Raw genomic sequence first — 2,237 nt, 5'->3', positions numbered from 1 at the left:
TCCAAGTCACGGAATGGATCCTCGGGTCTGCGCGCGTCGCTTCGCTCCTTGCTCCGCCCGTGGATGACGAGGCTGGGCCGTTTCAGCCAATTGCTCGGCATTGCTCCAGGTCAGCCTCAAGATCGGGACGGAGTATCCGCGAACCCATCCGCCCTTTGTTTTGCTGGCAAACAGAACACAGTGTGAAGCAGTTCATAGAATTATACTTGACGCTGCAAAAGATTGACATCCGATCTTCTGCTGCAGCATAATCATCGCCGTCACCTTTTCGAAAATTCTGTTTCAACTGATCCGGAGCCCTGTTTCCGGAGCGGATTCCTGTTGGCTGCATCCGTAGGCCGGACATGCCGGCAGCGCGCTTTGAGAACAACGACAGAGGGGGAGGAACGACAAATGGCCGTCAGCATCAAAGTATCCGTCTACACCAATGGCGACGACGCCTTCGTCGCCTGGGCGCCGAGCGACTTCATCGCCGGATGCCGGGGCTTCCTGCTCGAGCGCGGCCGCAAGGCCGGCGCGACCGAGAAGATCGAGCCGGTGGAGAACCGCGTCGGCTTCACCAAGGACAAGCCGAAATCGGGCGACCACAGGCCGTCGGACGTGTGGCCGTTCCAGCGCTTCAACTGGACCGACCATGCGGCCGATGTCGGCAATGTCGTGCGCTACCGGGTGACCGCGATGATGAGCGCCGGACCCGGGAAGCCGCTGACCAAGGGGGTGTCGAGCGACTGGACGGACTGGCATACGCTCGCCACCGACGCCGGCGGCGGCTTTTCCTGCTACTTCAACCGCGGCCTGGTGCTGTCGCAATTCGTCGCCCGCTACATGGCCAAGAACAAGCTCTCGCCGGCGGCCTTCAAGAAGAGCCTGCAGACCAATGGCGATGCGAAATTCCGCGCCTTCCTCGAAGGCGATCTCGGCCTGCGCATGGTCGGGCTGACGCAAGGCGCCGGCGACGAATTGCATGCCGCGCTCTACGAGCTCGGCGACGCGACGCTGGAGACGGCGCTGATCGGGCTCGGGCCGCGGCTCAACCTCATCCTCGCCAACGGCTCCGACAAAAGCGGCGACGGCAACAAGGACGCGCGCAAGAACCTCAACGACCACGGCATCGCGACCATCGACCGGATGCTGAAATCGAAAGGCCTCGGCCACAACAAGTTCGTCGTCGTCTCCGAAGGCGGTGAGCCGACGAAGGTGTGGACGGGCAGCACCAACTGGAGCACGACGGGCCTGTGCACACAGGTCAACAACGGGTTGCTGATCGAGGATGCGACGGTGGCGGAGCATTTCCGCAAACATTGGGACCTGTTGAAGGACGCCTCGCCGCCGAAGACCGACCCGGCCAATTTCACGCCGGCGCTGATGGCGGACAACGACGCGCCGAAAACCTTCACGGTCGGGACGGCCAAGACGACCGTCTGGTTCACCCGCACCTCCGACGGCGCCGACATGGCGGCGCTGCGCGAGGTCATCAACTCGGCCAAGCAGTCGGTGCTGTTCCTGATGTTCACGCCCGGCAAGCAGGGGCTGCACACGCTGGCCGGCCAGCGTGCCAAGGAAAAGGGCATGTATGTGCGCGGCGTGGTCTCGACGCTGAGCGCCGACGAGGGCGGCACCGAGCGGAATTTCCTCGACATCGACCTGGTGAGCAGCGACCGGACATTCACCCCCGACCGCTACGCGGTGGCGCAGCCGCAAGGCCTCGACGCGCCGCTTGGGCCGTGGATCGCCGAGGTCAACCGGCGCACCTTCCTGTCGCAGATCGGCCACGCCATCGTGCACTCGAAGATCCTGGTGACGGACCCGCATTCAAGCGACTGCGTGGTGGTGACCGGCAGCCACAATTTCTCGGCGCCGGCGAGCCAGAAGAACGACGAGAACCTGGTGATCATCCGCGGCCACAGAAAGCTTGCCGCCGCCTATGCGACCTACGCGATGTCGGTCTACAGCCACTACCGCTACCGCTCCTACATCCGCGAGATGCGGGCGCAGGGCAAGACGCCGTGGAGCTATCTTGACGACGACGACCAATGGCTGAAGACGGAGCTTCGGACCAAGGCGCAGGAAATCGCGTTTTGGACGGCGCAAGGTTAGGTGTTCGAGGCAAAACCTCGGCTGAGCATTCCATGAAATCAGCGCAAACGCTGGCGATTGGCTGAAGCCTCCCAACCTCGTCATTCCAGGGCGGAGCAGCCGCGAAGCGGCGTCGCGGAGACCCTGGAATCCATTCCGTG

The 2,237-nt window shown here is 63.3% G+C and carries 1 protein-coding gene; it reads left to right on the top strand.

Annotated features, from left to right (window positions below):
• Positions 1-393 precede the first annotated feature (393 nt).
• The gene (locus FJ471_RS34465) at positions 394-2,097 is read left to right on the top strand and encodes a phospholipase D-like domain-containing protein (protein ID WP_140811454.1); all 1,704 of its coding nucleotides are present in this window, start codon (positions 394-396) and stop codon (positions 2,095-2,097) included.
• The last annotated feature ends 140 nt before the right edge of the window (positions 2,098-2,237 follow it).

This window comes from Mesorhizobium sp. B2-7-1 (assembly GCF_006440735.1).
Classification (GTDB): Bacteria; Pseudomonadota; Alphaproteobacteria; order Rhizobiales; family Rhizobiaceae; genus Mesorhizobium.
Note: the sequence above shows the minus strand (reverse complement) of the source record. Positions and strands in the feature narration are given on the sequence as shown.